Origin of the sequence: Subtercola sp. RTI3 (genome assembly GCF_035018625.1) — a bacterium.
Classification (GTDB): domain Bacteria; phylum Actinomycetota; class Actinomycetes; order Actinomycetales; family Microbacteriaceae; genus Subtercola; species Subtercola vilae.
The window spans coordinates 23,609-45,243 of the sequence record NZ_JASJXO010000023.1 but is presented as its reverse complement, the minus strand read 5'-3'; the positions used below and the strand labels follow the sequence as shown (position 1 = coordinate 45,243).

The following is a 21,635-nucleotide window of genomic DNA, read 5'->3' as shown; positions in this document are numbered from 1 at the left end:
CTCGTCACGTCGACAGAACCGATCGGCGCGGTCGCCCGTGCGAACAAGACGACCTCACCGGTTTCACGCCGCACGTCTTCGTACAGAACCTGATCGGTTAAGATTGTGTCACCATGGCCACTTTTGGAAACCTCTCTGACCGCTTAGCCGATACCTTTCGAAATCTTCGCACGAAGGGCAAGCTCAGCCCTGCAGACGTCGACGGTACGGTCCGCGAGATTCGTCGTGCCCTGCTCGACGCCGACGTGGCGCTGGATGTCGTCAAAGACTTCACCGGCAAGGTGCGTGAGCGCGCGCTCGGCGACGAGGTCAACAAGGCCTTGAACCCCGCCCAGCAGGTGGTTCAGATCGTCAACGAAGAACTGATCGCCATTCTCGGTGGCGAGGCCCGGCGCATCAACTTCGCCAAGAAGGCTCCGACGGTCATCATGCTCGCGGGCCTGCAGGGCGCCGGTAAGACGACGCTCGCCGGCAAGCTGGCGAAGTGGCTCGCGAAAGACAACCACACCCCGCTTCTGGTCGCCGCCGACCTGCAGCGCCCGAACGCCGTGCAGCAGCTGCAGGTGGTGGGTGGACAGGCCGGCGTCGCGGTGTACGCACCCGAGCCCGGCAACGGCGTCGGCAACCCCGTGAAGGTCGCCAAAGACTCCATCAAGTGGGCCATCGACAAGCAGTACGACGTGGTCATCGTCGACACCGCCGGCCGTCTCGGCGTGGATGCCGACATGATGAAGCAGGCCGCAGACATTCGTAAGGCCGTCGACCCCGACGAGGTGCTCTTCGTCATCGACGCGATGATCGGGCAAGACGCGGTGGCTACGGCCAAGGCGTTCCAGGCCGGTGTCGACTTCACCGGTGTCGTGCTGACGAAGCTCGATGGCGATGCCCGGGGTGGTGCTGCGCTGTCGGTGGCCTCTGTCACGGGCCGACCCATCATCTTCGCCTCGACCGGTGAGTCACTCGACGACTTCGAACCGTTCTACCCGGATCGCATGGCGTCGCGCATCCTCGACCTCGGTGACATTCTCACCCTGATCGAGCAGGCGCAGGGCGCGTTCGACGAAGAAGAGGCGAAGAAGGTCGCGGAGAAGTTCCGCACCGACAGTTTCACGCTCGAAGACTTTCTTGGCCAGATGCAGCAGCTGCGCGGTGCGGGGTCGCTGAAGAAGATGATCGGCATGCTCCCGGGCGCCGGCGCGATGCGCGAGCAGCTCGACAACTTCGATGAGCGTGAAATCGTTCGCACCGAGGCCATCATCCAGTCGATGACGAAGGCCGAGCGCCAGAATCCGAAGCTGTTGAACGGTTCGCGACGCGTGCGCATCGCCCGCGGTTCGGGCATGACGGTGACCGACGTGAACCAGCTCGTGCAGCGTTTCGAGCAGGCCGCCAAGATGATGAAGACGGTTGCGCGCGGCGGTGTACCCCAGATTCCGGGCATGGGGCCGATTCCCGGCGCCGGGTTCGCAGGGCGCGGCAAGGTTCAGCCGAAGAAGAAGGGCTCGAAGTCGGGTAACCCGGCGAAGCGCGCCGTCGAGAACGCGGCGCTGGCGTCGGGGGAGAAGCTTCCGGGGGCGGCGGGCGCGGGTTCGGGCGGCGGGTCTGGGTTCGGGCTCGGTTCTGGTTCTGGCGCTGGCGCGGATGCTGGTTCTGGCGCTGGCGCGGATGCTGGTTCTGGCGCTGCCGGTGGCCCGAGCGAGAAGGAGCTCGAGTCGCTGCAGAAGTTCCTGCGGCGCTGAGTTCGCCCAGTTCGCATCACGCTCACATCTGAGTTAGGTTAGCTTTACCTTACTTGGAGGTTTCGTGGAGCACACCAGAACCCGATCGCGGCAGAGCTCGTTCCTGATGTTCGAGGTCGAGTTGCTGCGCATCCGGCCGCTGAGCCCCACGCTTTCGCGCTTCACCTTCACCGGCCCTGACCTCGACCAGTTCGCCGACAATGGCTACGACCAGCGCATCAAACTGGTCTTCCCGCTGCCCGGCATCGGGCTCGAGAGTGTTCCGACCGGTGACGATTGGTATTCCGAGTGGCGTTCGCTGCCGGTGGGGCGGCAGAATCCGATTCGTACGTACACCGTTCGTCAGGTGAGGGCCGACGAGCGGGAGATCGACGTCGATATCGTGCTGCACGGCGATGCCGGGCCGGCTTCGGCGTGGGCATCCCGAGCCCAGCCGGGAGACCCGCTGGTCATCCTGGGGCCGAACCGTGGGTTCGATGGCGTGTGTGGCGGGGTCGACTTCGTGCCCCCGGCTCACACCGAGACGATTCTGCTCGTGGGCGACGAGACCGCGCTGCCGGCCATCGCATCGATTCTCGAGCGACTGGCACCGGATGCCCGGGGCCTCGCCCTCGTTGAGGTTCCGCACCTCGGCGACGCCGCCGCGCTGGTCGCCCACGTGGGCGTCGAGGTGCGAGTGGTGGCGCGGGGGGCGGGGGATCCCGGTTCGGCGTTGCTGCCGGCGGTACGGGCGGCGACGGGGATGCTGCTCGGGCCGGGCGGGCGCGGTGGGGTTGGTGATCTCGAAAAGCTCGACGATGTCGATGTCGATTCCGTGCTGCTGTGGGAGGTTCCGGTGAGCGATGCTGGCGTGCCTCTCTGCGAGAGCACGGAGCTGTACGCATGGGTCGCGGGCGAGGCCGGAGTGGTCAAGGAGGTGCGCCGACACTTGGTGCGGGAGTGCGGGCTCGACCGGGCATCCGTTGCGTTCATGGGGTACTGGCGGCTGGGTCGCGCCGACATCTGACGCGTCGCTCACAGGTGAACAGTTGACTGACTTCTGCACAGAAGTGGTCGCGGCGGGCGGCGACCAGTGCAGTGCGAAGTAGGCTTTTGGTATGACTTCAGAGACGAATCGGCCGGTACGCATCGGCGTTCAAATTGCACCGCAGCACTCGACCTACAGCGAGATCCGCGACACCCTCACGCAGCTCGAAGAGCTCGGCGTCGACATCGCTTTCAACTGGGATCACTTCTACCCGCTCTCGGGCGACCCTGAAGGTCTGCACTTCGAGGGTTGGAGCATGTTGGCGGCCTGGGCCGAGCAGACCTCGACCATCGAGTTCGGCCCGCTCGTGACCTGCAACACGTACCGCAACCCTGACCTGCTCGCCGACATGGCCCGCACCGTCGACCACATCAGCGCGAAGAACCCGGGCGCCGAGGGGCGTCTCATCTTCGGCATCGGCTCGGGCTGGTTCGAGCGCGACTACGACGAGTATGGCTACGAGTTCGGCACCGTCGGGCAGCGACTGGATGCCCTGGCCGAAGCCATGCCGCGCATCGAGTCGCGCTGGTCCAAGCTGACCCCGCCGCCCACGCGAAAGATCCCCGTGCTCATCGGCGGCGGCGGCGAGAAGAAGACTCTTCGCATCGTGGCCAAGCATGCCGACATCTGGCACAGCTTCGCCGACACCGAAACCCTCGAGCGCAAGCTCGTCATCCTGCGAGCGCACTGTGACGAGATCGGCCGCGACTTCAACGAGATCGAAATCTCAACCGGAACACGCCCGCACACCGAAGACGGATTCGACGAGACTGACCTCGACGCCCAGCTCGCCCTCGGCGCCACCCTGTTCACGCTCGGCATCACCGGCCCCGGCCTCGACGTGTCGCCCGTGAAAGACCTGCTCGCCTGGCGCGACGCGAAGAACGCGTAACGCCGACGCGGTCTGCACGCCGCGCGCATCTTCATGCGGCGTGCAGACCGGCACTGGCTTCAGCCCCCGAGCCCGTGCCGCAGTTCGTGCGTGAGCGACGAAACCACGGCATGCAGGCTGCCGCCGTTCTCGGCCGCCACCCGCAGTTGGCGCTGGTAACTGGCACCCTGCTCGAGAATGAGGGTGACCTGGGCGAGTTCTGCCGAGCATCCGAGTTTCAGAGCGGTCGGTGCCAGCGTCACCAGCAGGTCACGAATCTCATCGGTGACGAGGCGCTCGTCTCCCGCCGGGTTGAGAATGATCTCGGCATCGAGCCCGTAGCGGGCGGCGCGCCACTTGTTCTCGCGCGTGAACCACGGTTGCAGCGTCACCAGCTCCTCGCCCGCATCGAGCCGATCAGACATGTGATCGACCAGGCACTGGATGAGCGCCGCCACAGCCCCGATCTCCTCGGGGCTCGACAGGCCGTCGCACGCGCGCATCTCGACTGTGCCCCACTGAGGTGAGGGCCTTATGTCCCAGCGCACCTCGGTGTGGTCGTCGATGATTCCGGTGACGGTCATGTCGGCCACATACTGCTCGTAGTCGGCCCATGTTGTGAACTGGTACGGCAGCCCGGCGGTCGGCAGCTGCTGGAACATCAACGCCCGGTTCGACGCGTACCCGGTGTTCACGCCGCCCCAGAACGGGCTCGACGCGCTCAGCGCCTGCAGGTGCGGGTAGTACGTCAGCAGCCCGTTCAGCAGCGGCAGAACCTTGTCGCGAGACTCGACACCGACGTGAACGTGAATGCCCCAGATCAGCATGTTGCGCCCCCACCACTGGGTGCGGTCGACGAGCTTGTGGTACCGCTCTTTGTCGGTGACCTTCTGATCGAACCACTGGGCGAACGGGTGGGTGCCGGCGCACATCAGCTCGACGCCCAGCGGGTCGGTGATGGCGCGCACCTCGGCGAGCTGGCCCTGCAGGTCGGCGACGGCATCCGAAACCGTCGTGTGCACCCGGGTCACGAGCTCGACGGTGTTCAACAACAGTTCGCCAGTGATCTGCGGATGCTCCGACCCCTCAGCTCCCCGCAATGCCTCCAGCACCTCGGCGGCCACCGACACGAGGTCGCCAGATGTCTGGTCGACGAGCGCGATCTCCCACTCGATTCCGAGGGTTGAGCGGGCCGATTCGGCGAAACTGATCTGCATGGAGCCGCCCCTGTGTGGTTCGAAGTGCCGAATGTCTGTGTTAATTACTCTACGGGGCAAATATCTGACAGAATGGTCAGTCGAGTCTGCCCTTGCCCGACCCTCTACTCAGGCACTGCGCAGAACCTTAGAACTTTTTCTTGGCCGAGTGTGCCCCCACGCTCACGGCCGGCAGTTCGCCCCATAAAAATACTCAGGAGAATTGTGGCTGTAAAGATCCGTTTGAAGCGCATGGGCAAGATCCGCGCTCCTTACTACCGTATTGTCGTCGCCGACGCACGCACCAAGCGCGACGGCCGTGTCATCGAAGAAATCGGCAAGTACCACCCGACCGAAGAGCCTTCGTTCATCGAGGTCAAGAGCGACCGTGCGCAGTACTGGCTCGGCGTTGGCGCCCAGCCCACCGAGCAGGTTGAGGTTCTCCTCAAGCTGACCGGCGACTGGGGCATCTTCAAGGGTGACAAGAACGCGGTTTCGACCGTTCGCGTCAAGGCTCCGAAAGCGGCTTTCGTCGCCGACGAGAAGAAGAAGCCCGTTCTTCGCCCCAAGGCCGAGGCCCCCGCGGCTCCGGTTGCTGCAGCTCCCGTTGCCGACGAGGCTGCTGACGCAGCTGCTGTCTCAGACGAGGCGTAAGTCTTGCTCGCACCGGCTCTCGAGCACCTGGTGAAGGGGATCGTCGATCACCCCACCGACGTGCACGTTGTCGCCAAGAGCTCACCGCGCGGCGAGGTTCTCGAGGTTCGGGTGAACCCCGACGACCTCGGTCGCGTGATCGGTCGCTCCGGTCGCACGGCGAAAGCCCTGCGCACCCTCGTTGCTGCTCTTGCCGATGGCAAGCGCATCCGTGTCGACGTGGTTGATACCGATTTCTAAGAACGAGACCCAACTGCGAGTAGGTCGCCTCACCAAAGCCCACGGGCTGAAGGGTGCGATCAAGCTCGAGCTGTTCACCGACGACCCGGGGCGACGCTTCGTTCCGGGCGCGGTGTTCACGCTGCAAGTGCCCACCACCTCGCCGTGGCACGGTAAGACCCTCGAACTGGCCGAACTGCGCTGGTACAACGGTCACGCCGTCGGCTTCTTCGTCGGTGTTCCCGACCGTGATGCGGCCGAGTCCCTGGCGAAGGCGATCCTCTGGATCGACCACGACCTCACCGAGACCACCGACGAAGAAGACGCCTGGTTCGACCACCAGCTGGTCGGCCTCGCCGTCATGCGTGACGGTGTGCGCATCGGAACCATGACGCAGATCGACCACCTTCCGGCCCAAGACCTGCTGCACGTCTCCACGATCACGGGCGAGGTTCTCGTTCCGTTCGTGAAGGCCATCGTGCCGTCGGTCGACGTGGCCAGTGGGTTCCTCACCATCACGCCGCCTCCGGGCCTCTTCGAGGAACTGCCGGCGGCTGACGACGCTGAGCCGGGCGATGCTGAGTCTGAGGCCGCTGAGTCTGAGGCCGCTACGGCCGACGACACGGTTCCGGACGCGTCGGCTGGCGTTCCGTCGGCACCCGCCGTCACCGAAGCACCCGCCGCTTCGTAGTTCACCAATCGTCGGCCCTCGTTCACACCTCTGCCCCCTGGGCGTGGGGTTGAATGAGGGCCGACGATTGCGTTGTCCACCGGTTGTCCACAGATTGTGCTGGCACCGCCCGCGCGGTGTTCCGGGCTACAACACTGGTCTGTATGCACCTCGACCAGCTGTTTGCCGCGCGCGGCGGAATCGTCTCGACGGCAGAGTGCGCCGCCGAGGGCATGACCGCGCACCTCGTTCGGCAGGCTGTTCTCACGGGCCGGGCCGAACGCATTCGGCAGGGCTCGATCAGAGCACTGACCGCACCCGCTGAAGCCGTGCAGGCCGTTCGGGTGGGCGGGTTTCTCACGTGCATCTCTGCTCTTCGCGCTCAGGGGGTGTGGTGCGTCGACGATGGCCGGCTGCACGTCAGGGTCGACCGGCACGCGAACCACCTCGCGTTGCCGACGGATCGGTCGTCACCATTCGGCGACCCGGCCGCTGCAGGGGTGGTCATCCACCGCTCGTATGCGGGTGATCGGATTCGACCAGACCAGCCTGTCGACCTGGTCATTGGCGATCGGCTCGTTCTCGAGCTCGACGGGCGGCAATGGCACTCGACAGAGGCCGCCTTCGCGGAGGATCGGCGCCGCGACCTGCTGCTGCACGAGCGGGGGTGCCTCGTCATTCGGCTGACGTACGCGCAGGTGATGTTCGAGTGGCCGCGCGTCGAGGCGCTGATCAGGGCGCTCGTCGGCCGGCAGGAACACAGCTGGAGCGCTGGGCATCGGCAGGCCGGGCCGCGGCAGACCGGCCTGCGGCAGGCCGGGCTGCGGCAGGTTGATCTCGGGGCGCAGCCCGCGCAATCGGCGGCCCTGGTTCGAACCGACGCCCCATTTCGGCCGGGTTGAACGAGGGCCGCCGATTGCGTTGTGACGAGGGCGCCGCCCCGGCAGAGATAGGGTTTTGGCATGCGCATCGACATTGTGACGATCTTCCCGGAGTACTTCGGCGTGCTCGACGTGTCGCTGCTCGGCCGCGCCCGCGAAGACGGCATTCTCGAGGTGGCGGTGCATGACCTGCGTGACTTCACGCACGACCGGCACCGCACGGTCGACGACAAGCCGTACGGTGGCGGCGCCGGCATGGTGATGAAACCCGAGCCGTGGGGCGAGGCGCTCGACGCGATCCTCGACGCTGCCGCCGCGCCAAAGTCCGCCGCGCCAGAATCCACTACCGAGGCAGACGCGCCTGCCGCAGACACCGGCCCGATCGTCATCTTCCCGTCACCAGCTGGCGAGGTGTTCACGCAGGCGATGGCACGTGAGCTGAGCCACGCTGACCACATCGTGTTCGGCTGCGGCCGCTACGAAGGCATCGATCAGCGGGTGTTCGAGTATGCCGGCAGCCGGGCATCCGTGCGCCTGGTGAGTCTCGGCGACTACGTACTGAACGGCGGGGAGGTCGCCGTGATGGCGATGATCGAGGCCATTGGGCGACTGATTCCGGGCGTCATCGGCAACCCAGAGAGCCTCGTCGAAGAGTCGCACGAAGACGGCCTGCTCGAGTACCCGAGCTACACCAAGCCCGCGCTGTGGCGCGACTACGAGGTTCCGCCGGTGCTCACAAACGGCAACCACGGTGCCATCGCCACCTGGCGCCGCGCCCAGCAACTCGAGCGCACCCGACGCGTTCGCCCCGATCTGTTGCCCCCTGCGTAGCCGGTTCCGGATGCTCGGCGGCGCCGTTTCGCCCCAGCCGCTGCACAGCTGACCTCGCGGCCGACCCGCTCGCGCCGAACTCTGCGCCAGGTTCGCTTCAGGCGCGGGCGCTCAACACGAGCGGCCCGTCGGCCGTGATCGCAATCGTGTGCTCGGCGTGCGCCCCGCGTGACCCGTCGGCGCTTCGCAGAGTCCAGCCGTCGCGGTCGGTGACGATCTTGTCGGTGCTCTCGAGAAACCACGGCTCGATGGCGATGACCAAGCCCGGTTCGAGGTGGATGCCGCGGCCCGGGCGCCCGTTGTTGGGAATGTGGGGGTCGCCGTGCATGGTGCGGCCCACGCCGTGGCCGCCGAAATCCGTGTTGATGGAGTAGCCGTCTGCGAGGGCGACGCCGGCGATGGCCGCCGAGATGTCGCCGAGGCGACCGCCGGGCTGGGCGGCAGCGATACCCGCGGTGAGAGCTCTCGTTGTGGTGTCGATGAGTCGGGCATCCTCGGGCCGGGGAGTGCCGACGATGACCGTGATGGCCGAGTCGGCGACCCAGCCGCCGACCGACGCGGCGAAGTCGAGCGAGACCATGTCGCCGTCGCGCAGGCGGTAGTCATGGGGGAGCCCGTGCAGCACGGCGTCATTGACCGAGGTGCAGAGAACCTTGCCGAATGGCATGGCGCCGAACGAGGGGTGGTAGTCGATATAGCACGACTCTGCCCCACGGGCGCGAATCATGTCGTGCGCGATCTTGTCGAGCTTCAACAGGTTGACACCCACCCCAGCTGCCGAAGCGACGGCGGTGAGAACTTCGCCCACGAACGCGCCGGCGGGCCGCATCTGCTCGATCTCGGCGGCGGTTTTGAGCTCTATCATCTGTCTTCCCTTGGATTTGCCTGTGTGAACAGGCGCGATACGACCCAACCCACGTTACCCGCCGTACCCTTGGATCATGTTCGTTCGACGGGCCTTCTACTACTGGCAGGTTGCTGCGGTCGTCGTGCTGCCACTGTGGATTCTCATCGGGTGGTCGGTTTTCGGCGGTTCGGGCTGGCAGTTTCTTCTGGTCATGCTCTCGTGCGGCGCACTCGCGCTGGCCCTCGCCGGTGTCGGCGTTCTCATCTACGCCCGCAAAGGTGTCCGACAGGCGCGCGCCGTCTCATGGGCCGATGTCGCAGTTCTGGCGCTCTGGCACGCCGCCATCGTGGCCGTCGGCTTTCTCACTCCTGCAGGCACCCTTCTTGCCACCGCCGTGGTCATCGTCGGTCTGGCTGCGTTCTGGCTCGTACTCTCCGAGCTGTTCAGAGAGACGCGGCGGCGGGTACAGGGGGCGTTCGACTCGTTCCAGGCGGCTGCCCAGATGGGTGCCGGTGCGCCCAGGCCTCCGGTGGTGGCCAACGGCGAGTACATCGTCATCGACACGGCTCGCAGTCACGAGAAGTAGGTCACGGGCATCCTGAGCCCGTAGGTCACCGGATGCCCGGGGTTGGCCTCTTTGCTTAAAGCCCTCATGGCATGACACAATTGTCGATTGTGCCACCGCCAGACTCTGCCACAGGGGAGTTCTGCAGTTTCGCGTGCACACCATTTCATCAGAAGCCAGACACTGGCTACCAGCACGTAGTCGACCTGTGGCGGTTACAGAGAGCGATATACCATGCATATTCTCGACAGCGTAGACGCAGCATCACTGCGTAGCGATGTTCCCGACTTCCGCGCCGGCGACACCGTTCGCGTACACGTCAACATCATCGAAGGTACCCGCTCGCGCGTTCAGGTCTTTCAGGGCATCGTCATCGGCCGTTCGGGCGAAGGCGTGCGCGAGACGTTCTGCGTTCGCAAGGTCAGCTTCCAGGTCGGTGTCGAGCGCACGTTCCCCGTGCACTCGCCGATCATCGACCACATCGAGATCGTGACGCGCGGCGACGTGCGCCGCGCGAAGCTGTACTACCTTCGTGCCCTTCGTGGCAAGAAGGCGAAAATCAAAGAGAAGCGCGCCTAGTCTTCTTCTCTCGTTTCATTTTCTCTGTCAGTTTGCGCCGAACGGCCTAACGTTTGAGTAATTTGACTGTGAAGTTGCCGGTGCAGACCGGCGAAGTGACCGAATACCTGAGCTCCTGCCCCATAAAATGGGTCGGGAGCTCAGGCGGTTAAATGACAGAAACATCGGTACCCACGCGGCCACGTCGCGCGGGTAGACGTTCGGGGCGTCGCTCGAAGAGCACAGCCTTGTTCATTCGCGACATCATCATCATCTTCTTGGTGGCGCTGCTCGCCTCAGTACTCATCAAGACGTTCTTGGTGCGGTCGTTCTACATTCCTTCCGGGTCGATGCAGAACACTTTGCAGATCAATGACCGCATCCTGGTGAATGAGCTCGAGCCGAACCTGATGCCCATCCAACGCGGCGATGTCGTGGTGTTCAAAGACCCGGGCGGCTGGTTGCCTGCCGCGACGCCCACGGCTGTGTCCCCCATCAAGGGTGCAATTAACTGGGCGCTCGACGCGGTGGGTCTCGCGGCCTCTGACAGCAACGACCATCTCATCAAACGGGTCATCGGCCTGCCGGGTGACCACATCGCCTGCTGCAACGCGCTCGGTCAGATGATGGTGAACGACGTGCCGTTGAACGAGCCGTATCTGAAGCTGCCGGCTGGGGTGACGAAGGTCTCCGACATCGCGTTCGATGTCACCGTGCCCGCCGGGTCGCTCTGGGTGATGGGCGACAACCGCTACAACTCGGCTGACTCGCGGTACAACCAGACCAAGCCGGGGGGCGGCTTCGTTCCCGTGGCCGACGTGGTGGGTCGCGCTCTCTGGATCACCTGGCCCATCGGCCGGTGGAGCTACCTCGACGACTACCCGGCTGTGTTCCAGGCCGCCAAAGATGCGGCTCCCGGGCCGCCGGGCGGTTCTGGGTGAGCCCCGTGGCTGAACCGACTCTGAAGCACGAGCGATCGATGGGGCGCGCAGGGGCGACGATGGTCATCGGGGTCGATGAAGTCGGGCGTGGCGCGCTGGCTGGGCCCGTCGCCGTGGGTATGTGTGTCATCGATCCGGTTCGCCCGGGCCGCTTTCCTGTGGGGCTTCGCGATTCGAAGATGCTGTCGGAGGCCAAGCGCGAGCTGCTGGCTCCCCTGGCCGCCGCGTGGGCGGGGGCATCCGCCGTGGGCCTGGCAAGTGCCGATGAGGTCGACCGGCTGGGCATCATCGCGTGCCTCGGGCTGGCCGCGAAACGAGCGCTCGGCATCCTGCACGCCAGTGGTGTGGAGATCATGACGGCGACAGTGCTGCTCGACGGCTCGCACGACTGGCTGTCGCCCGCCCTCGGTACCCCGCTGCAGGTGACCACGAAGGTCAAGGCCGACCGCGACTGCGCGTCGGTCGCCGCGGCGTCGGTAGTGGCAAAGGTGCATCGCGACCGGCTGATGATCGATCTCGACGGCGTACTGCCCGGCTACGGCTGGGCGAGCAACAAGGGCTACGGCAGCGCCGCGCACTTCGAGGCCATCGAGCTTCTGGGTGCAACCGAGCACCACCGGCACACGTGGCTGAAGAGCGCGCCGAGCGTCGCACCGATAGACTTGGCAAACCATGGAAGAAGATGAGTTCGAGGACTACGACCGCGAGGTCGAGCTGGCCCTCTACCGCGAATACCGTGACGTCGTGTCGCAGTTCAAGTACGTCATAGAGACAGAGCGTCGGTTCTATCTCGCGAACGATGTCGATCTGGTTCGCCGCGACACCGAGCACGATTTTTACTTCGAGCTCACGATGAACGATGTGTGGGTGTGGGATGTGTACCGCTCCGACCGATTCGTGAAGTCGGTTCGGGTTCTCACGTTCAAAGACGTGAACATCGAAGAGTTGTCGTCGAAAGACTTCGAGCTGCCGAAAGAGCTCGCGCTCGACGAGTAGGGCTTGGCACGAAAACGCGCCCGCTCTACGAGTAACCTCCGGGCTGACCCTGTGCTGAGTTCGGCCCTCCCGCAGCCTGTTGCATGGCTCGTCGCTCACAACCGACGGGTCTTGTCGGTTCTGCACCGACCCCTCGGGTAGCGGCTCGTTCTGCGTTTCACCCCGCCAGTGTTGCTGGCGGAGGTCGAAATGAAAGCAAAAGATGTGCTCGGGCGGCGGGGCGAACAGCTCGCCGCTGACTACTTGGTTGAGCGTGGGTACACAATCCTGGGCCGCAACTGGCGGTGCGCGCAGGGCGAGATAGACGTGATCGCCGAGCACGGTGGCGTGACGGTGTTCGTCGAGGTGAAGACCCGGTCGGGGCTTCGGTACGGGCATCCGTTCGAGGCCATCACGGTTGCCAAGCTCGCCCGGTTGCGGCGGCTCAGCTCGGCATGGTGTGAGGCGGCCGGGGGCGGCCGACGGCAGATTCGCGTCGATGCCATCGGTGTGGTTGCGCCCGCGGGGTCGGTGCCGGTCGTCGAACACCTCGAGGGAATCTTCTGATGGTGGCGCGCACCCACTCGGTCGCCTTACTCGGCATGACCGGCTCGATGGTCGAGGTCGAGGCTGACATCGGCAATGGCCTACCGACCCTCATGATCATCGGCCTTCCCGATACGGCACTGTCGGATGCCCGAGACCGCGTTCGAGCGGCGGCCACCAATTGCGGCTGCGCTCTGCCGCACAGCAAGATCACCGTCAACCTGTCGCCCGCGGCTCTGCCGAAACACGGTTCGACCTTCGACCTTGCGATTGCGATGGCCATCCTGGCCGCTGAAGGCACCATTTCGGCTGAATCGGTTGCCGGGGTGGTGCATCTGGGCGAACTGAGCCTCGACGGGCGGCTTCGGCCGATGAACGGGGTGCTGCCGGCCATTGCTGCCGCCGCGCGCGAGGGCTATCGGTCGTTCATGGTGCCCGAGGGCAATCGGCACGAGGCTGAGCTGGTGCCGGGTGTGGTCATCGTGCCCGTAGTGTCGTTGCGCGACGCGGCGATCTACCACGCCGGAACCTTCGAGCCCGTCGTGTACGAGGCCATTCAAGGGCACGATGCGCACGACACCCGGGAGCCGCACCACGAGCTGGCCGACGTGGTCGGCAATCCCGACGCGGTACTCGCCCTGGTCGCGGCGGCGGCGGGCGGGCACCACATGTTTCTGCTCGGCCCGCCGGGGGCAGGCAAGACCATGCTCGCGTCGAGGCTGCCCGGTCTTCTGCCCGATCTCGACACCGAGTCGGCGCTCGAGGTGAGTTCGGTGCGGTCGTTGGCGGGGGCGGGGGTTCCGCGCACGCTCGCGGTGCGGCCGCCATTCGAGTCGCCGCACCACACGGCCACGGCGGCGGCGTTGATCGGCGGTGGGTCGAGGCTCATTCGGCCGGGGTCCGCGGCCCGGGCATCCCACGGAGTGCTGTTTCTCGACGAAGCAAACTATCACAGACCACGCCATGAATCGCAGAGGTCATGTGAGCCGCTCTGACTGTCGTTCCTGCCAAGCTTGAGCACATGACTCCTGACGCCTCTCCGCTCGTCACAGACTGGATCTCAGCCATCGCCACGGCGGTCACCGCCCTCGTTGCCATCGCAGCGATCCTCTACGCCAGAGCGCAGCTCCGTGAGGCATCCGAGTCTCGCAAACAGACGAAGCAATTGGAGCTGGACCGAAACCAGCCGCAAGTCGTCGTGAATATGGTTTCGAGTGACAGCTCACCAACTCTGGTCTACCTGGTGATCAAAAACTACGGTTTGACGCCAGCCAGAAACGTACGACTGACTATTGAGCCATGGCCACGCGAAAGCGTCTTCACTAAACCCGGGGTCACAGATGGTGAGCTGGTCCCTTTGCCTGAAGTGATCCCGCTCTTGGCACCTGGTCAGGATTGGCGTACGTTCTGGGACGGCGGTCGAGAACGAGGAAAGACCGAGCTTCCAGATCGCCATGAAGGTGTAGCTAGCTACGACGGGATAGAGGGAGTGTCATTGACGACACCGTTCATCCTCGATTGGTCAACGTTCAAGTCGCTCAGATGGTCGGATTCGAAAGGCATCAGCGACGTTGCTAAGTCACTCGAAAAGATCGAGAAGAATCTCAAACTGTTTAGCGAAGATTCAAACGGAGGGTTGAGCGTCTATGTCCGCGATGGTGATAAGAAAGACGCCACCACCGAACCACCCACAATCGCGAATTTCAGGTTCCCGCCGACTAACGCCTGATTCGCTTCGCCAGTAGCCGCGCTGCCTCGGAGATGGTTTCAGGCAGGCGAACCTTCAAAGGCACTCCGCTTAGCTTTGTGGAGTTTTGAACGTAGGTAATTAGGTCAAAACCGGTTTTCATTTGTACACCTATTGTACCACCGTTTGTATTGACAAAGAAGATCAATTCCTCATAATGAGCGCAGGTGATGGCATCCCGCTATCGCTCGTTCACAACCTAGAGAGAGGAATTCGTCATGGCTTTCAAGTCAGTACGAGTGTCTGACATTTCGGGCGTCGAGGGCGTTGACGAGGATTTCGTCACCGTCATCGTGCGCAAGCACCCCAAGTTGGAGGAGCCCGTTCAGTTCGACGCGCTTCCCGACGAGATCAAGTCGCTGAAGAGCGCCGGAGATCTCGTCGTCCTGGAGATCAAGAACGGCGAAACAAAGCAAGTCGTCGTGACCCTCGCCGAGTTCAACAAGATCGCGCCGAACATCGACGCCATCCTGGAGAACGCTGATGGTCTCAAAGGTCGTCGCAAGGGTTTTCGCCCTGGTCAGTAGATCGAAGAAAGACCCCGCCTGAGCTGAGCCATATAGGTTCGCGCAGACGGGGTCATTTTCAATTCACCTAGTGGGTAATCCAAGTGAGTTCGAATCCCGGAAGACAGTTACGAACTGTACTTACGTGTTCTTGTGAGATCCTCTGTAGCAAAAGCAGTACGGGAATCAGTAACTTCATCCACTTGTAGAACAGTCGTGGAGATAAGCGCTGGCGACAGTAGCTGCGAAACAGTAGTGCGTGTTGTGCATGAGATCTACCGATGGAGGTAGTACGTGCGTTAGGATTAACCATAGTTGGATCAGTAACTCCCTTTTTATTGCAAGATGGAACAGGATTATTTATCCCCTAGATAACTAGCTAGAACTAGTTATCAAATTGGAGAGAGAGTCTCGGAAGAGGCTTTCTCTCCTTTTCTTATGAGGTACCCCAATAATACTTGAGGACACCGATAATCCGGTTACTTTCCCCTCATTGATATGCATATCGGACAGAACTGGCCGCTGCGGCTATCTCTGCATTCTCGAAACATCTGGCATATAACTACTAACCGGGGTGGGACGGTCTAGCCCGTCGTCACGAGTGGACATCGAAAGAACCCTGCATCTTCTGATCCTGAGTATCAGCTGTCTGTTCGCAAAATGGAAATAGCTCAGTCAATAAGACTGAGCTCTTCCACGATCTAAGCGGCGATGATCTTGCAACGAGTGACGGCGTACCACTCGTCGAACTTGATCAGCGCGTGCCCGGCTGCAATGAAGTAGTCCGTGTAACGAACGCTGTTTCCGTTCCATGAGTCGGGGCTGTCAGCGGTCTCATACATGGCTCTGTAGGCGCCTGCTTCGAACAGCAACTGCATCAGCTCCTTCGGAGCGTCCTGCGTATCGCCTTCTTCGTCAGGCAAGCCGATGATGATGGCGTTGCCGTTGATGGTGTCGCGGTGACGCATTTGCGGACTGTCCATCCACCACATGAGTGTCGCGCGGCGGTTGATCGGCAGGTTGAAGATCTTCGCCTCCTCGTTGCAGTAGAACGATGCGTTCATCGTGAGGATGTCGATCGCCTCGATGTTGCCTTGCACGCTTGCTTGATACGCCTTGAGTCCTTCGAACTCGCGTATCTCTAGTGGTCGATCTTCATCGTGTGGGATGAACACGCCAGTAACCATTTGAATCACCTCTTTGATCGTGGGATTTACCTGTCGCCGATTGGCAACAGGATGAAGCCCGCGATCGGGGCTTACTTCTTGACCTTCTTTGGCTTGTAACCAGAGCTGTACGGACATCCCTTGGTGAGGCAATGGTTCGAGCCAGGGGAGACGATGTGACCATTGCGGCACATCGAGACGCCGGAGTTCGACTTGATCGCTACAGCCTTCTCTACGGCTTCCTGCGCGCCTAGGACGACTGGTGTTCGTAGGTCGTTGAGCTCGGCAGTGAGATCTTTGATTTGAACGGCGAGGTCAACGAGATCGTCGAAAGGTAGACAAGCGAGCACGCCATCGTCCGTTTGGAATACGACAGTAGGAATTCGGTTCAAACTCGCGCCGGCTTTCGCTTGCCGCATCCACTCCTTGATGGCGACCGTCTTGTGATTCTTCGCTTCGATGTCGAAAGGAGTCTCTTGAAAGTAGTCGTTGATATCCATCTTCTGATGGCTACCAGCACCGCTGCGCTTGTCGCGTTGAACGCGAGCACCAAGCTTCTTCCTAAGCGTCTTTTCGATGTAGTTCTCTAGGCTGACGCCTTTGTCAGAGGATTCGCTCATGATTCATTTGTTCTCCGTTATTGGTTATTTCATTCAGGCGTAGGAAATCCGGTCCAGGATCCCCGCGCTGCGTCTTCGTTATGCTCCTGCCAGAACATCGTGAGCAAGAGAACTTCTCGAGCGACTCTTAGCTTCGTCTTCGCTAGGCGATATTCATGCAGCCGTTCGGAGAGCTGCGTGTTTGATTCGCCCTCTAGATGTTCAGCCAGCTCGATTGCTTCGTCTGACGCATTGATCGGGTGGGGAGGCTGCACAAATCCCATCCGCCTGAACCACGCCATGTATGTCGCAACGGTGACTGGGTTGTAGTCGCTGATCTCTGCATCGATCTTCTCGAAAGCTTCCTCGTTCAAAACGAGGGGTTGCCCCCAGTAAAGATCCTCAAGCGAGAACAGCGTTGGTGCTGGAGTCTCGCTCTCCTCTTTCTTTAGACCGTCCTTGTAGTTATCAATGTCTCTCATATCCCCTTTGGCATCGCCGGCCTGTACTTTAATTCGTCGCGTACAGTTCTACGTCTGCCACGGTGTTGACGCTCACCGGCTTGCTCAATGGATAAGGCTAAGAGTCACGATTGTTCTAAGTAGCCTGATCGCCTCTGCTGCATCGTCCCGAGCTTTGTGTCTAACTCGGGAGGCTGCGTCCTTCATGAAGTTGCCGTCTTCAAGCCGTTCAAAGCTCAGCTCGGCAACCGCGTCATCAAGACTATTTGGTTCGTCCATTCCGACGTCCACTATGAACTGCTGGCTCAAAATGTCAATCATTCGAGGTTCCCCATAGGAATTGACGTTGCTTCGCTTTGAGTGCGTTCTCGTCTTCGATGTCGTCGCGCCTACGCTTCGGCAGGGTGAGCGTTAGTGGGTTACCTGGTTCATAAACGGCGTCTCCACCGATCACATACTTATCAATCGCTCGCTTCATGGTTAGAACGATTTCGCCTTCGGTTCTCCACCTCTCAACAGAACGAGCTTGTTTTACTATCTTTCTCAGCTCTTTGTCGAGCTTCGTAGAGGCATTCATTCGGTCGCCCCTCTCCCCGCCGCAACAATCTTGTCTGCTGTAGAAAACACCTTCTTGATCGATACTTCAGGTGGCGTCTGACCCTGTAGCCATCCACGGATGTACTCTCGGCTCTCTGCTGCGTCGAATTGGTCTGTAGCTTCTAATGCGTTCATCACGAGGTAGGCAGAACCTTCAGCTTCAAACTCCGCGACGCCTCTGTGTTGTCTGTACTCCTCTAGCCCTTCCTCAGTGGTGTGATTCAAGACGACATGAGCGGTTTCGTGCATCAGGGTTTTGAACGGGTACGGTGCAATCGGAGAGATTGCAATGTTGCGCTCCTGGCTGTACCCGGCAATATTTCCATTGATGCTTTCGAACTGAACCTTCTTGATCGCCAGCTCTCCAAGCGCACGAGGCTCGCTCCACTCAGGTGGTTCGTACTCAGGCAGATCATCGCCTTCAGTGTCGGAAAGCTCGAACAAGCAACGAGTCATCTTGAAGCCTTTGATCTTCGACTCCTGTTTGCCATGCTCGTCTTTTTCTTTGTAGACAAGAGGCACGAGGATCGACTTCGCCCTAGCGCCTTTCTTTACGTGACGGTTGAGATCAGGCCATCGCTTAAATGTGTTGACAGGCTCTGTAGCGCCTTGCATGTAGAGCAAAGCCTGATTGCCCAAGCTATAGCTCCTGAAGCGGTTGTACGTGTTGCCCATGCTGCCGGGCATAGTGAGCGCTTCTTCTAGCAGCTCAGCCTGTGTGGGCTTGAAGTCGGGTGCGAGGAGACGTTCACTCATTCACCAGCCTCTAGAAGTTCCGGGGTGTCATGGAAATCACCGCTCACTTGAACCACCTAAAGAAGTAGTGGATCGAGTTAGCAGCGCGAATCACTCCTAATGCAGTTACGCGGCGCCTCATTGCTGTTTTCTCCAGAGTCGAAATGCGAACACCACCTTTCGAGCGATGACTAACTCAATGCGCACATAATCAAAGGTGATCCGCTCGAATACCTCAGTCATCAAATGCGATCGGAATCCGAGGTAGGGCAGGACTCCTATAGTGAATTCAAAGTGCGGGATCCAGCGTCTCCATTTTGTGTTCAGCTTCATCGCTGAGCCTTGAGAAGTTCTGGGTTCTCGTAGATGTTTCCTATGACTAAGACGGTCGGATCATCACCCATATTGTTGGGCAAGTAACCGGCTACATCTTTGCCCCATGTGACGGCTTCCGTGAATGAGTCGCCTCCCCACCACCACTGAACTATGTCGCCCTCATAGATGTCGACGTTGTTCTTATCGACTAAGCCGATGTATTGCATCAGCTCGTAGCTCGACTCGTACAGTGGTTCACCGTCGTCGTCGTCGTAGCCGACTGGACGTGGTTTTTCTTCAAACTTGAGACACGCGATGGCAAGCATGTACTTGGGCGCGCCATTTTCGTGAAAATCGATGTTCAGTTGTGATGAGCCCATCACAATGGAGCTAGTTGTCCTGTCCCACGCTCTAAATTTGATCTCTCGCATTCATTTGTTCTCCCTATTTAGTTATGTTTTGCTGCCCGTAGTATGCGCTACTAATGATTTATCGTCAATACCATTCTGAACAGAACGGTGGATAAGTCCAGCTTGCTGCATCTAGCTAGAAGCCGGTCCCTCGTACATCGCCGTGGCGATAGCGGGGGAGCGTTTGTAGACGTGTCTCATTACCTGTGTGGCTTGAGCATCATCGGGTAGCTTCGCGATGAACTGTGAGACTCTCGCCAGTTCGTCGTTACGGGCTTTCCTAATCTCCTCAGTTGCTTCGGCGAAGCTGAGGTAGATCTCGCCGTCTAGGTTCTTCATGAGGATCACTCTAGAACGAGCGACCCTCATTGTTCAACTGTTTCTCGAGTTCCCAGCCGCAGCGCCCTGGTTGTCCACTACAGGGATGTCCTGCCTTGGATCGGGGGCAGATTCCAAGGATGTGTTTGACTATTTGGATCAGTGTCATGACCTTAATGCCACGCAGCTGATTAAGTTTTCGTAGGCGCTTAGATAGCCGTTTCTGAAGCCAACAGCATCACACGTATAGGTCTTGCCTACCTGGAGCGAGTTGTAGAGATCTGAGCTGTTCCACTTGTTGTTCCAGAACGAATCCGTGTCTTCGTAGACCCCATTGTTCGTGTAGATCATGTACGTGCCATCTTTGCCCTTGACGGCAGTGCTGGTCACGCTGAAATTCACCTGACGATGCAGTGTTCCCCAGTAGTGGCTACTGAAGATTCCTACGGCGACTGCCACTACTACGATCGCCCCGATAACGATCAACCCCACTGTCTCTAGATCGCCTCGCTCATACTTTGAATTCATTCATTTGTTCTCCTGTTTAGTTATTACTGGGTCGTAACCCAAATTGCTCGCCGGATGTATAGCACTAGTTGTTATTTAGGTTCCGGCTCGCGATTTGAACGGCGACTATGAGAGCCCTCGATTCGCTCTAGCTAGGTTGCAGCTTCTACAGACGTACATTAGGTCGTAGACAGTGGCACCTTCGTACTTCGTATGGTGAACGTCGCCCCGAGTCGTTTGTGACTCTCCACATAAGCCACAAACGAATGGGTCGAGTCCGCGAAGTCTTAGGCACTCTTCGACGTATGGCATGAACGATGGCGTGATGGCGTTTGCCTGGCTGTTGTGAATAGCGAGAGTCTTTCCGAACCGTCGCGCCGCGATCCGCTGAACTTGTCGCGATGACACATTCAGGCTGAGACGGGTGCGAATCTTGTTCGCGGATAGTCCGTCGCTCGTTAGCTTGACAATTTGTGTGTCTCGTTCGTTCATATGAAAGCGGGCTCCTTTACCCATTTCCTCACCAGTTAAATTATTTGGGTGTTTTATTGGTCAGCATTCTGGTCAATCGACGGTGTGATGACTAACTTAATTGGCGTTCCGTCATGCATTCGTACTAGAACGGTGCTTCTGCCTTTTTCGTATAGAAAGTACGCATCAGCGATTTCGATCTCTACGCTCCTTTCCATGTGCCGTCTTTCTTCATCGCATTTTCTAGGTGCCTAGAGCGCAACTTGTAGACCAGATTCGTCTCGTTGATGAATGTCGAGAGTGTCTTTCGATTTACTCCGTGTATTCGAGCGATGGCTGAGATCGAAATGCGTTTGTCTAACAGCGCCATGATTTCTTCTTCCTTGCCGTAGAGCTTTCGCTTGGTCGGATCACCTGTGCCGTGCGGTCGACCTAAGACGACTCCTTCAGATTTCAGTCGTGCCAAAGCTTCTCGAGTCCGAGAACTGATTAGGTCACGTTCGATTTCAGCAGCGAGACCAAAGGCGAACGCGATGACCTTTGATTGGATGTCGTCACCGAACTTGTAGTCCTGCTTCACCGCGATGACGATGACGCCCCGATCGACGAAGTACTGAATGGTGCTGAAGATCTCACTCAGACGGCGCGATATGCGACTTGTCTCACTCACGATCAAGGTGTCGCCGGCTTCCATCCGAAGCATCAGGTCACCTAACTTTCGTTCTCCAACTCGCTTGGTCCCAGAGATGGTTTCTTCAACGAACTCGTCGTAGGTGAATCCCAGGCGGTGTAGGTAGTTGGTGATCTCAAAGTCCTGGTTGGCTGCATCCTGCCGGTCGGTACTCACTCGGGCATAGGCGACGATCTTAGGCATCAGCTTTTACGTGTTTCGTACGCCGGGAGGCGCTTCCGCCTTTCTTCCCAGCGGCAACTCGCGCCTCGTAGCTCATGAGAGCAAAGCCTTTAGGAACCCGTGCTCTTCCGCCGACTGATCCCATTCGAGCGTAGAAGTTGGGCTCTCGCGACATATTGCTATCAGCGGTCTTTCGACCTCCCTCTTTAGTTCCTGCCACTACCGGTTGCGCCTAAATAGTCCAACGTGGTGGGCAGGCTTTACTTTCGAATGACGTTCTAGCTTCTCGATCCGTACGCGCAATTCCCGGGTTGCTTCATAGAGGCTTTCGAATTCGGATCTAGTGACGTCGTCTGAGTCAAACGTGAAGGTCATGTTGTTCACAGCCTGTTCAGCCGTTGTGCCGAGACTCCTCGATATTGGAACTGCG

Annotated in this window: 29 protein-coding genes; 17 read left to right on the top strand and 12 right to left on the bottom strand. The window is 60.3% G+C overall.

Going from position 1 to position 21,635, the window contains the following annotated elements:
- Nucleotides 1–113 precede the first annotated feature (113 nt).
- The 3 genes from ffh to QN358_RS10470 all read left to right on the top strand — a co-directional run bounded on the left by ffh (nt 114) and on the right by QN358_RS10470 (nt 3,658).
- A complete protein-coding gene (gene ffh, locus QN358_RS10480; protein ID WP_323512319.1) occupies nt 114–1,739 on the top strand; it encodes a signal recognition particle protein in 1,626 nt (541 codons plus the stop codon).
- Nucleotides 1,740–1,803: 64 nt separating this feature from the next.
- Nucleotides 1,804–2,745 carry a siderophore-interacting protein gene (locus QN358_RS10475; RefSeq protein WP_237280293.1) on the top strand — a complete coding sequence of 314 codons (942 nt, stop codon included), beginning with the start codon at nt 1,804–1,806 and terminating at the stop codon, nt 2,743–2,745.
- Nucleotides 2,746–2,836: 91 nt separating this feature from the next.
- Nucleotides 2,837–3,658 carry an LLM class F420-dependent oxidoreductase gene (locus tag QN358_RS10470; protein ID WP_136641492.1) on the top strand — a complete coding sequence of 274 codons (822 nt, stop codon included), beginning with the start codon at nt 2,837–2,839 and terminating at the stop codon, nt 3,656–3,658.
- Nucleotides 3,659–3,717: 59 nt separating this feature from the next.
- Here QN358_RS10470 and QN358_RS10465 read toward each other — a convergent pair whose 3' ends face one another.
- Nucleotides 3,718–4,854, bottom strand: a complete 1,137-nt coding sequence (locus tag QN358_RS10465; protein WP_323512318.1) for a glutamate--cysteine ligase — start codon at nt 4,852–4,854, stop codon at nt 3,718–3,720.
- Nucleotides 4,855–5,058: 204 nt separating this feature from the next.
- Between QN358_RS10465 and rpsP the strand changes: the two genes are divergently transcribed.
- From rpsP to trmD, 5 genes are all read left to right on the top strand, one after another.
- A complete protein-coding gene (gene rpsP / locus QN358_RS10460; RefSeq protein WP_136641494.1) occupies nt 5,059–5,487 on the top strand; it encodes a 30S ribosomal protein S16 in 429 nt (142 codons plus the stop codon).
- A 3-nt stretch (nt 5,488–5,490) separates the two neighbouring features.
- Nucleotides 5,491–5,727, top strand: a complete 237-nt coding sequence (locus QN358_RS10455; RefSeq protein ID WP_136641495.1) for an RNA-binding protein — start codon at nt 5,491–5,493, stop codon at nt 5,725–5,727.
- Nucleotides 5,684–6,397: a ribosome maturation factor RimM gene (rimM, locus tag QN358_RS10450; RefSeq protein ID WP_323512317.1), complete on the top strand. Its 714-nt coding sequence runs from the start codon at nt 5,684–5,686 to the stop codon at nt 6,395–6,397. Before QN358_RS10455 ends, rimM begins: the two co-directional genes overlap by 44 nt.
- A 143-nt stretch (nt 6,398–6,540) precedes the next feature.
- The gene (locus QN358_RS10445; RefSeq protein WP_323512316.1) at nt 6,541–7,278 is read left to right on the top strand and encodes a type IV toxin-antitoxin system AbiEi family antitoxin domain-containing protein; all 738 of its coding nucleotides are present in this window, start codon (nt 6,541–6,543) and stop codon (nt 7,276–7,278) included.
- 60 nt (nt 7,279–7,338) lie between these two features.
- Nucleotides 7,339–8,088: a tRNA (guanosine(37)-N1)-methyltransferase TrmD gene (gene trmD, locus QN358_RS10440; protein ID WP_136641498.1), complete on the top strand. Its 750-nt coding sequence runs from the start codon at nt 7,339–7,341 to the stop codon at nt 8,086–8,088.
- Between the two features lie 97 nt (nt 8,089–8,185).
- Here the strand turns inward: trmD and map are convergent, their stop codons facing one another.
- Nucleotides 8,186–8,953, bottom strand: a complete 768-nt coding sequence (gene map / locus QN358_RS10435; RefSeq protein ID WP_323512315.1) for a type I methionyl aminopeptidase — start codon at nt 8,951–8,953, stop codon at nt 8,186–8,188.
- A gap of 76 nt (nt 8,954–9,029) precedes the next feature.
- On the opposite strand from map, the gene QN358_RS10430 reads away from it, so the two are divergent.
- From QN358_RS10430 to QN358_RS10390, 9 genes are all read left to right on the top strand, one after another.
- Nucleotides 9,030–9,521: an MFS transporter gene (locus tag QN358_RS10430; RefSeq protein WP_136641500.1), complete on the top strand. Its 492-nt coding sequence runs from the start codon at nt 9,030–9,032 to the stop codon at nt 9,519–9,521.
- 213 nt (nt 9,522–9,734) lie between these two features.
- Nucleotides 9,735–10,079 (top strand): 50S ribosomal protein L19, encoded by a 345-nt coding sequence (gene rplS / locus QN358_RS10425; RefSeq protein WP_136641501.1) that lies wholly within the window; start codon nt 9,735–9,737, stop codon nt 10,077–10,079.
- A 152-nt stretch (nt 10,080–10,231) separates the two neighbouring features.
- A complete protein-coding gene (gene lepB, locus QN358_RS10420; RefSeq protein WP_136641502.1) occupies nt 10,232–10,999 on the top strand; it encodes a signal peptidase I in 768 nt (255 codons plus the stop codon).
- Nucleotides 11,000–11,037: 38 nt separating this feature from the next.
- Nucleotides 11,038–11,685, top strand: coding sequence for a ribonuclease HII (locus tag QN358_RS10415; protein WP_136641585.1), 648 nt, complete (start codon nt 11,038–11,040; stop codon nt 11,683–11,685).
- On the top strand, nt 11,672–11,995 hold the full coding sequence (locus QN358_RS10410; protein ID WP_136641503.1) for a DUF2469 domain-containing protein: 324 nt from the start codon (nt 11,672–11,674) through the stop codon (nt 11,993–11,995). Before QN358_RS10415 ends, QN358_RS10410 begins: the two co-directional genes overlap by 14 nt.
- 189 nt (nt 11,996–12,184) lie before the next feature.
- A complete protein-coding gene (locus QN358_RS10405) occupies nt 12,185–12,541 on the top strand; it encodes a YraN family protein (protein WP_136641504.1) in 357 nt (118 codons plus the stop codon).
- Nucleotides 12,541–13,515 (top strand): ATP-binding protein, encoded by a 975-nt coding sequence (locus QN358_RS10400; protein WP_323512314.1) that lies wholly within the window; start codon nt 12,541–12,543, stop codon nt 13,513–13,515. The genes QN358_RS10405 and QN358_RS10400 overlap by 1 nt, the downstream gene beginning before the upstream one ends.
- Nucleotides 13,516–13,541: 26 nt before the next feature.
- Nucleotides 13,542–14,249 carry a hypothetical protein gene (locus QN358_RS10395; RefSeq protein ID WP_323512313.1) on the top strand — a complete coding sequence of 236 codons (708 nt, stop codon included), beginning with the start codon at nt 13,542–13,544 and terminating at the stop codon, nt 14,247–14,249.
- 257 nt (nt 14,250–14,506) lie between these two features.
- Nucleotides 14,507–14,794, top strand: a complete 288-nt coding sequence (locus QN358_RS10390; RefSeq protein WP_323512312.1) for a hypothetical protein — start codon at nt 14,507–14,509, stop codon at nt 14,792–14,794.
- A gap of 680 nt (nt 14,795–15,474) precedes the next feature.
- Here QN358_RS10390 and QN358_RS10385 read toward each other — a convergent pair.
- The 10 genes from QN358_RS10385 to QN358_RS10340 all read right to left on the bottom strand — a co-directional run bounded on the left by QN358_RS10385 (nt 15,475) and on the right by QN358_RS10340 (nt 21,226).
- On the bottom strand, nt 15,475–16,077 hold the full coding sequence (locus QN358_RS10385; RefSeq protein WP_323512311.1) for a DUF3846 domain-containing protein: 603 nt from the start codon (nt 16,075–16,077) through the stop codon (nt 15,475–15,477).
- Complete coding sequence (locus QN358_RS10380) at nt 16,032–16,559, bottom strand: hypothetical protein (protein ID WP_323512310.1); 528 nt, start codon at nt 16,557–16,559, stop codon at nt 16,032–16,034. The genes QN358_RS10385 and QN358_RS10380 overlap by 46 nt, the downstream gene beginning before the upstream one ends.
- Nucleotides 16,560–16,588: 29 nt before the next feature.
- The gene (locus tag QN358_RS10375) at nt 16,589–17,020 is read right to left on the bottom strand and encodes a hypothetical protein (RefSeq protein ID WP_323512309.1); all 432 of its coding nucleotides are present in this window, start codon (nt 17,018–17,020) and stop codon (nt 16,589–16,591) included.
- Between the two features lie 84 nt (nt 17,021–17,104).
- Nucleotides 17,105–17,320 (bottom strand): hypothetical protein, encoded by a 216-nt coding sequence (locus tag QN358_RS10370; protein WP_323512308.1) that lies wholly within the window; start codon nt 17,318–17,320, stop codon nt 17,105–17,107.
- Nucleotides 17,313–17,576, bottom strand: a complete 264-nt coding sequence (locus QN358_RS10365; protein ID WP_323512307.1) for a hypothetical protein — start codon at nt 17,574–17,576, stop codon at nt 17,313–17,315. Before QN358_RS10365 ends, QN358_RS10370 begins: the two co-directional genes overlap by 8 nt.
- Nucleotides 17,573–18,352, bottom strand: coding sequence for an ArdC-like ssDNA-binding domain-containing protein (locus tag QN358_RS10360; RefSeq protein WP_323512306.1), 780 nt, complete (start codon nt 18,350–18,352; stop codon nt 17,573–17,575). The genes QN358_RS10365 and QN358_RS10360 overlap by 4 nt, the downstream gene beginning before the upstream one ends.
- A 308-nt stretch (nt 18,353–18,660) precedes the next feature.
- Nucleotides 18,661–19,077, bottom strand: coding sequence for a YopX family protein (locus QN358_RS10355; protein WP_323512305.1), 417 nt, complete (start codon nt 19,075–19,077; stop codon nt 18,661–18,663).
- A gap of 111 nt (nt 19,078–19,188) precedes the next feature.
- A complete protein-coding gene (locus QN358_RS10350) occupies nt 19,189–19,395 on the bottom strand; it encodes a hypothetical protein (RefSeq protein ID WP_323512304.1) in 207 nt (68 codons plus the stop codon).
- Nucleotides 19,396–19,539: 144 nt separating this feature from the next.
- Nucleotides 19,540–19,866: a hypothetical protein gene (locus tag QN358_RS10345; protein WP_323512303.1), complete on the bottom strand. Its 327-nt coding sequence runs from the start codon at nt 19,864–19,866 to the stop codon at nt 19,540–19,542.
- A 688-nt stretch (nt 19,867–20,554) separates the two neighbouring features.
- Complete coding sequence (locus tag QN358_RS10340) at nt 20,555–21,226, bottom strand: recombinase family protein (RefSeq protein WP_323512302.1); 672 nt, start codon at nt 21,224–21,226, stop codon at nt 20,555–20,557.
- Nucleotides 21,227–21,635 lie beyond the last annotated feature (409 nt).

Excerpts from the sequence above, each read along its gene's own strand:
- ffh (WP_323512319.1), top strand. The coding sequence starts at position 114 with ATGGCCACTTTTGGAAACCTCTCTGACCGCTTAGCCGATACCTTTCGA.
- QN358_RS10470 (WP_136641492.1), top strand. The coding sequence starts at position 2,837 with ATGACTTCAGAGACGAATCGGCCGGTACGCATCGGCGTTCAAATTGCA.
- QN358_RS10465 (WP_323512318.1), bottom strand. The coding sequence starts at position 4,854 with ATGCAGATCAGTTTCGCCGAATCGGCCCGCTCAACCCTCGGAATCGAG.
- rimM (WP_323512317.1), top strand. The coding sequence starts at position 5,684 with ATGGCAAGCGCATCCGTGTCGACGTGGTTGATACCGATTTCTAAGAAC.
- QN358_RS10445 (WP_323512316.1), top strand. The coding sequence starts at position 6,541 with ATGCACCTCGACCAGCTGTTTGCCGCGCGCGGCGGAATCGTCTCGACG.
- trmD (WP_136641498.1), top strand. The coding sequence starts at position 7,339 with ATGCGCATCGACATTGTGACGATCTTCCCGGAGTACTTCGGCGTGCTC.
- map (WP_323512315.1), bottom strand. The coding sequence starts at position 8,953 with ATGATAGAGCTCAAAACCGCCGCCGAGATCGAGCAGATGCGGCCCGCC.
- QN358_RS10430 (WP_136641500.1), top strand. The coding sequence starts at position 9,030 with ATGTTCGTTCGACGGGCCTTCTACTACTGGCAGGTTGCTGCGGTCGTC.
- rplS (WP_136641501.1), top strand. The coding sequence starts at position 9,735 with ATGCATATTCTCGACAGCGTAGACGCAGCATCACTGCGTAGCGATGTT.
- lepB (WP_136641502.1), top strand. The coding sequence starts at position 10,232 with ATGACAGAAACATCGGTACCCACGCGGCCACGTCGCGCGGGTAGACGT.
- QN358_RS10415 (WP_136641585.1), top strand. The coding sequence starts at position 11,038 with ATGGGGCGCGCAGGGGCGACGATGGTCATCGGGGTCGATGAAGTCGGG.
- QN358_RS10410 (WP_136641503.1), top strand. The coding sequence starts at position 11,672 with ATGGAAGAAGATGAGTTCGAGGACTACGACCGCGAGGTCGAGCTGGCC.
- QN358_RS10405 (WP_136641504.1), top strand. The coding sequence starts at position 12,185 with ATGAAAGCAAAAGATGTGCTCGGGCGGCGGGGCGAACAGCTCGCCGCT.
- QN358_RS10400 (WP_323512314.1), top strand. The coding sequence starts at position 12,541 with ATGGTGGCGCGCACCCACTCGGTCGCCTTACTCGGCATGACCGGCTCG.
- QN358_RS10395 (WP_323512313.1), top strand. The coding sequence starts at position 13,542 with ATGACTCCTGACGCCTCTCCGCTCGTCACAGACTGGATCTCAGCCATC.
- QN358_RS10385 (WP_323512311.1), bottom strand. The coding sequence starts at position 16,077 with ATGTCCGTACAGCTCTGGTTACAAGCCAAAGAAGGTCAAGAAGTAAGC.
- QN358_RS10380 (WP_323512310.1), bottom strand. The coding sequence starts at position 16,559 with ATGAGCGAATCCTCTGACAAAGGCGTCAGCCTAGAGAACTACATCGAA.
- QN358_RS10375 (WP_323512309.1), bottom strand. The coding sequence starts at position 17,020 with ATGAGAGACATTGATAACTACAAGGACGGTCTAAAGAAAGAGGAGAGC.
- QN358_RS10370 (WP_323512308.1), bottom strand. The coding sequence starts at position 17,320 with ATGATTGACATTTTGAGCCAGCAGTTCATAGTGGACGTCGGAATGGAC.
- QN358_RS10365 (WP_323512307.1), bottom strand. The coding sequence starts at position 17,576 with ATGAATGCCTCTACGAAGCTCGACAAAGAGCTGAGAAAGATAGTAAAA.
- QN358_RS10360 (WP_323512306.1), bottom strand. The coding sequence starts at position 18,352 with ATGAGTGAACGTCTCCTCGCACCCGACTTCAAGCCCACACAGGCTGAG.
- QN358_RS10355 (WP_323512305.1), bottom strand. The coding sequence starts at position 19,077 with ATGCGAGAGATCAAATTTAGAGCGTGGGACAGGACAACTAGCTCCATT.
- QN358_RS10350 (WP_323512304.1), bottom strand. The coding sequence starts at position 19,395 with ATGAAGAACCTAGACGGCGAGATCTACCTCAGCTTCGCCGAAGCAACT.
- QN358_RS10340 (WP_323512302.1), bottom strand. The coding sequence starts at position 21,226 with ATGCCTAAGATCGTCGCCTATGCCCGAGTGAGTACCGACCGGCAGGAT.